The sequence below is a fragment of the Streptomyces carpinensis genome, from assembly GCF_002154505.1.
GTDB classification, from domain to species: Bacteria; Actinomycetota; Actinomycetes; order Streptomycetales; family Streptomycetaceae; genus Streptomyces; species Streptomyces carpinensis.
This window is the reverse complement of the sequence record NZ_MUBM01000108.1, coordinates 1-5,887: the sequence shown is the minus strand read 5'-3', so window position 1 is coordinate 5,887 and position 5,887 is coordinate 1. Positions and strand designations below refer to the sequence as shown.

Genomic DNA, 5,887 nt, shown 5'->3' with positions numbered 1-5,887 from the left:
GCCCCCGCTGCCCCCACCCACCCACCGTGCCCACCGGCCGAGGTTGCGTTTCCCTGATGTCGAGTCACCACACCGCGCCCAAGCGGGAACCAGCACGGCTACCGTCGTACTCCTACGCGTTCCGGTACGAGGTCGAGGTCGAGGGGGCGTACGGGACATGAGTCTCGGAGACGAGCACGGATACGGCGATCCCGCGCGCGCCGACGACGAGCCGTACGCTAGCGGCGGCCAGACCCGCACCCGGCTCCCCGACCGGTCCGCCGACCCCTACGGCGGTGCGCGGCGCGGCGCCCGCTCGTCCTCGCGCAGCCTGGTCACGGTCGTTGCCGTCGTCGTCCTCCTCATCGCCGCGATCGCCTTCGCGAACCGCGGGGGAGGCGGCTCCTCCTCCGCGGACTCCGGCAACGGCGCGAACCCCAGAGCAGCGGCCACCGCGGCCAGCGGCAACCGCCCGGTGACGACGAAGACGGCCGGCATCCCCTCCGGCTTCGGCCACGACGAACAGGGGGCTCAGAGCGCGGCGGCCAACTACTCGGTAGCCCTGGGCTCGACCGGGATGTTCGACACCGACCAGCGGCACCGCATCGTGAACAGCGTCTACGCCCCCGATGTGGCCGCCCGCCGCCAGGCGGATCTGGACAGCGCGTACTCGAACGAGAGGTTCCTCAGAAACATCGGTCTCAACAAGGACGGCACCGCACCTGCCGGCCAGACGTTCATCTCCCGAGTGATCCCGGTGGGCACCAAGATCACATCGTTGAGCGGGAACAGCGCGAGCGTCGAGGTCTGGTACACGTCGCTCTTCGGCCTGTCCGGAGAGGCGTCGACCAACCCCGTGTCCGAGAGCTGGTACACCACCACATACCAGATGACGTGGGTCGGCAACGATTGGAAGATCACCGACTTCCAGCAGAAGGACGGCCCCGTGCCGGTCGGACGCGACCAGAAGGCCTCCATCGCCGACGACATGACGAAGGCCGTCGAGGAGTACGGAGGGTTCACGTATGCGCGCTAACCACCGCTTCCTCAAGGTGGCGGCCGCCGTCACCGCCGTACAGACAGGCCTGGTGCTGCTGGCCACCCGTGCCCTAGCCGCGCCCTCCCCCACCCCGTCGCCGTCGGGGAGCAAGGACCCGTGCGGCCTGATCCGCGGCCCCGCCAAGGACTACTGCGAGAAGGGCAACGGCCCGTCGAAGTCCGGTGGACTGAACTCCGACCCCACCTCCACCCTCGACCCCCTCTCCTCCCTCGCCAAGGGCTGCGCCGAGGCCGCGTCCTGGACCATCAAGCAGCTCAGCAAGGCCGTGCAGGAGACCGCGACCGTCGACTTCACCAACCAGAGGTTCCTCAAGCAGTACGCCATCGTCTTCGCGGCGTCGGCCATCCTGACCCTGCTGCTGTGGCTGCTGGCCGTCGCCAAGCGCGCCGTGCGCGGAGTCCCCTTCACCACCGCCCTGTCGGAGGCGATCGGCTTCCTCTGGCTGACCGTGCTCGCCTCCGCCTTCACCCCGCTGATCCTCTACACGGTCGTCTCCGCGACCGACAGCGTCAGCGACATCATCGCCAAGACCACGGGCGACCAGACCGGCACGTTCTTCGGCACGTTCGCCGGTGCGCTGGACAAGGGCACGGACATCGGCGGCGGCCCGATCATGCTGATCCTGGTGTCGCTCATCTCCATCCTCGCCGCGGGCGTGCTCTACCTGGAGATGTTCCTCAGGGCCATCCTGCTGTACGTGGGCGCGCTCCTCGGGGTCGTCGTCTACTCGGGACTCGTCGACAAGAACCTGTGGGGCCACGTCCGCCGCTGGGCGGGCATCATGATCTCCGTGATCATGGTCAAGCCGGTCATCGTCATCGTGCTCGGTCTCGCCAGCGCGCTGACCACCGACAGCGGGCCCGACTCGCTCGCCGCCGTCGTCTCCGGCCTCGCCATCATCCTGCTCGCCATCTTCGCCAGCGCGATGATCTACCGCTTCGTCCCCGGCTTCGGCGACGAGATCGCCGCCGGCCGCAACAACCGGATCATGCAGGGCGCCGAGAGCAAGGCCGCGGCCGTCATCAGCTCCCCGGCGACCCTCGTCGCCCAGGGCATCAAGACCCACAGCACCCGGGCCGACAGCAACGGCGGGGCGGGCGGCCAGACGTCCGCGCCCCGCCCGGCCAACCCCGTCTCCGGCGGCGTCGCCGCACACAGCGCGCGCGTTTCGGACGGCGGCGGCGGTTCCGTCCCCGCCGCCACACCCGCTCCCCGCGCACCCAGCCCGGTGGCCACTCCCCATGCCAGCAGCACCCGCAACAGCAGTACCAACCGCACGGGAGGTGAAGGGCGTTGACGACCGAGTCCCATATGTCCCATACGGTCACGCCCCGCCGTACATATCTGATCGGCCGCGCCCGGCCGAACGCGATCATCGGCCGCAACCGGGAGACCGGCGAGATCACCCTGATCATCGCGGGCGCGTTCATCGGCATGATGTGCGGGCTCCTCGTCCCCGTACTGCCCCTGCGGATCGTCCTGCTGACGGGCTTTCCACTGCTCGCCCTGGCCGCGGTCTACGTGCCCTACCGGCACCGCACCTTCTACAAGTGGTTCGAGATCAACCGCAGCTACAAGCGCACCGTCAAGGCGGCCGCCGTCTACCGTTCGGACGTGATGGAGGCCGGCACCCGGCTCGACGGGCGGGAGATCGAGATCGGGCCGCCCCCGGGGATCGGCCGCATCAGCTGGCTCGCCGCGCCCTTCGGTCCGGACGAGATCGCCGTGCTGCTGCACGCCGACCGCAAGACGGTCACCGCCGCCATCGAGATCGAGGGCCCCGGAGTCGGCCTGCGCGACTCCGAGGACCAGGAAGCCCTCGTCGACCGCTTCGGCACCCTGCTCAAGCACGTGGCCAACGGCGACGGCTTCGTCACCCGCCTCCAGATGCTCGCCCGCACCCTCCCCGCCGACCCCGACGCCCACGCCAAGGACGTCACCCAGCGCGGGGACGAGCGCGCGCCCGCCTGGCTGCAGCAGTCGTACGACCAACTGCAGTCCATGGTGTCCACCAGCAGCGAGCAGCACCGCGCCTACCTGGTCGCCTGCATGCACTACAACCGCGAACTGGCCGCCGAGGCCAACGCCATGGCACGCGCCGCCCGTTCGCAGTCCGGCCGCCGACTCGACCGGGACGCCGGTCTCGCCGTCGTCATGGCCCGCGAGCTGACCGACATCTGCTCCCGGCTCCAGGAGGCCGACATCCGCGTGCGGCAGCCGCTCGGTCAGGGGCGGCTGGCCTCGCTGATCCACTCCATGTACGACCCGGACCACCCCATCGACCACATCCAGGCCATGACCCAGCGCAACGCCTGGCCGGCCGAGCTGGACGCGAGGGAGCCGACGTACCTCCAGGCGAAGACCCGCGAGTCCGCCACCCGCGCGCCGTGGTGCCACGCCACCGCCTGGGTGAAGGAGTGGCCGATGACCCCGGTCGGCGTCAACTTCCTCGCCCCGCTCCTCGTCCACACCCCGGACGTCATCCGCACCGTCGCCGTCACGATGGACCTCGAACCCACCGAGGTCGCCATCGAACGCATGCTGACCGAGAAGACCAACGACGTCGCCGAGGCCAGCCGCGCCGCCAAGATGAACCGCACCGTGGACCCGCGCGACGTCCAGGCCCACCACCGCCTCGACCAGCGCGGCGAGGACCTCGCCAGCGGCGCGGCCGGTGTCAACCTCGTCGGCTACATCACCGTCTCCTCCCGCACTCCCGAGGCCCTCGCCCGCGACAAGCGGACCATAAGGGCCTCGGCCGGAAAGTCGTACCTGAAGCTGGAGTGGTGCGACCGCGAGCACCACCGCGCCTTCGTGAACACGCTCCCGTTCGCCACCGGAATCCGACGGTAGGGGCTGATGCTTCGATGCGGGACCCGTTGACCGCACTCACGGACGCTTTCACGTCCTTCCTGTTCGGGAAGGTCGAGACCACCCGGCTGCCGGTGCGCACCTCCACGGGCCAGGCCCAGGCGGTCTACCTGCCCACGGCCGCGCCCGGCCTCGGCGACTCGGGCGTCATCATCGGCCGCGAGGTGTACTCCGGGAAGGGCTACATCTACGACCCCTTCCAGCTGTACGGCCAGCAGCTCCCCGCCCCGCACTGGCTGGTCCTCGGCGAGTCCGGCAACGGCAAGTCGGCGCTGGAGAAGACGTACGTCCTGCGCCAGCTGCGCTTCCGCGACCGCCAGGTCGTCGTGCTGGACGCCCAGGGCGAGGACGGCGTCGGCGAGTGGAACCTCATCGCGGAGGAGCTGGGGATAACGCCCATCCGGCTGGACCCCACGGCCGCCCTGGACCACGGCATCCGGCTCAACCCGCTCGACCCGGCGATCACCACCACGGGCCAGCTGGCGCTGCTGCGGACCATCATCGAGGTCGCGATGGGGCACGGCCTGGACGAGCGGTCCGGGTTCGCGCTGAAGGTCGCGCACGCCTACGTCAACGAGTCGATCGTCGAGCGCCAGCCCGTCCTGTCCGACATCGTCGAGCAGCTGCGGCACCCCGAACCGGAGTCGGCCGAGGCGATGAACGTCGCCATAGACGACGTACGCGCCTGGGGCCTGGACGTCGCACTGGTCCTGGACCGCCTGGTCGACGGCGACCTGCGCGGCATGTTCGACGGCCCGACCACGGTCGGCATCGACCTGGACGCCCCGCTCATCGTCTTCGACCTGTCCCACATCGACCGCAACTCCATCGCCATGCCGATCCTCATGGCGATCGTCGGCGTGTGGCTGGAGCACACCTGGATCCGCCCGGACCGCAAGAAGCGCATCTTCCTGGTCGAAGAGGCCTGGCACATCATCAACAGCCCCTTCGTGGCCCAGCTGTTCCAGAGGCTGCTGAAGTTCGGGCGCCGGCTCGGTCTGTCCTTCGTCGCGGTCGTCCACCACCTGTCCGACGTGGTGGACGGAGCGGCCGCCAAGGAGGCCGCCGCGATCCTGAAGATGGCGTCGACCAGGACGATCTACGCCCAGAAGGCCGACGAGGCGAGGGCCACGGGCCGGGTGCTGGGCCTGCCCCGGTGGGCGGTGGAGATCATCCCGACGCTGACCCCCGGAATCGCGGTGTGGGACGTCAACGGCAACGTCCAGGTCGTCAAACACCTGGTCACCGAGACCGAACGGCCGCTCGTCTTCACCGACCGCGCCATGACGGAGTCGTCCCGGGACCTCGCGGCCGACGACGCCCTGCGCGCCGCCGATCTGGAGGCCGAGCAGCGCGCGGCGGCCTTCGTCGAGCAGCATGTCCCCGATCTGGGCGGCTCCTCCGAGTCGACGGTGGCGTAAAGGGAGCGCGCAGAGGTGAGACCGCACGACCGCGACCAGGGACAGGGCCGGCGGGACGGCCAGGGCGGCATTCCGGACGGCCTGCTGGTCGGCCTCCTGGCCTTCCTCCTCGGCATGACCCTGCTGGTGTGGACGGCCACGGGCCTGGCCGGTCTGCTCGCGCACGGCGCCTGGCCGTCCGGAGTCACCTTCACCCGCACGCCCATGGCCATGCGCCGCCTCATCGGCGAACCGCACGACATCCCCGGCGCCTGGCCGGACACCCCGGCGGGCCGGCTCTCCGGGTACGGGCTGTTCTGGGGCCTGTTCATCGGCCAGCTGATGGTCCTGTTCGTGCTCACGGTGTTCGTGATGGGCACGGTGGCGAGATGGCGGGCGGGGCGGGCGAGGAGACAGGCCGAGCGAGCGGCGGCCGGAGAGCGGGCGGCCACCACGGCAGCGGGGGAGAACGCGGCGACCGCCCCGACCGGGGAGAGCCTGGCGAACGCGACGCCACAGGAGCGGCTAACGCCTCCCGCGCCCCAGGAGGCCCCCCACCGGATCCCTGCGTCCGCGC

The 5,887-nt window shown here is 70.4% G+C and carries 4 protein-coding genes and 1 pseudogene; all 5 read left to right on the top strand.

Features of this window, described 5'->3' with window-relative positions:
- The first annotated feature begins 157 nt into the window (after nt 1–157).
- Nucleotides 158–1,015, top strand: a complete 858-nt coding sequence (locus tag BZY54_RS16430; RefSeq protein WP_086725947.1) for a DUF8175 domain-containg protein — start codon at nt 158–160, stop codon at nt 1,013–1,015.
- On the top strand, nt 1,005–2,336 hold the full coding sequence (locus BZY54_RS16425) for a hypothetical protein (RefSeq protein ID WP_086725946.1): 1,332 nt from the start codon (nt 1,005–1,007) through the stop codon (nt 2,334–2,336). The genes BZY54_RS16430 and BZY54_RS16425 overlap by 11 nt, the downstream gene beginning before the upstream one ends.
- Nucleotides 2,333–3,892, top strand: a complete 1,560-nt coding sequence (locus tag BZY54_RS16420) for an SCO6880 family protein (protein WP_167414005.1) — start codon at nt 2,333–2,335, stop codon at nt 3,890–3,892. Before BZY54_RS16425 ends, BZY54_RS16420 begins: the two co-directional genes overlap by 4 nt.
- A 14-nt stretch (nt 3,893–3,906) precedes the next feature.
- Entirely contained in the window at nt 3,907–5,331 is a 1,425-nt protein-coding gene (locus BZY54_RS16415; protein WP_086725944.1) for an ATP-binding protein, read from the top strand.
- Between the two features lie 15 nt (nt 5,332–5,346).
- Nucleotides 5,347–5,887, top strand: a pseudogene (locus tag BZY54_RS16410) (type VI secretion protein); the annotation flags it as partial.

Bases quoted from the DNA above. Each gene is read 5' to 3' on its own strand.
- BZY54_RS16430 (WP_086725947.1), top strand. From the start codon at position 158: ATGAGTCTCGGAGACGAGCACGGATACGGCGATCCCGCGCGCGCCGAC.
- BZY54_RS16425 (WP_086725946.1), top strand. From the start codon at position 1,005: ATGCGCGCTAACCACCGCTTCCTCAAGGTGGCGGCCGCCGTCACCGCC.
- BZY54_RS16415 (WP_086725944.1), top strand. From the start codon at position 3,907: ATGCGGGACCCGTTGACCGCACTCACGGACGCTTTCACGTCCTTCCTG.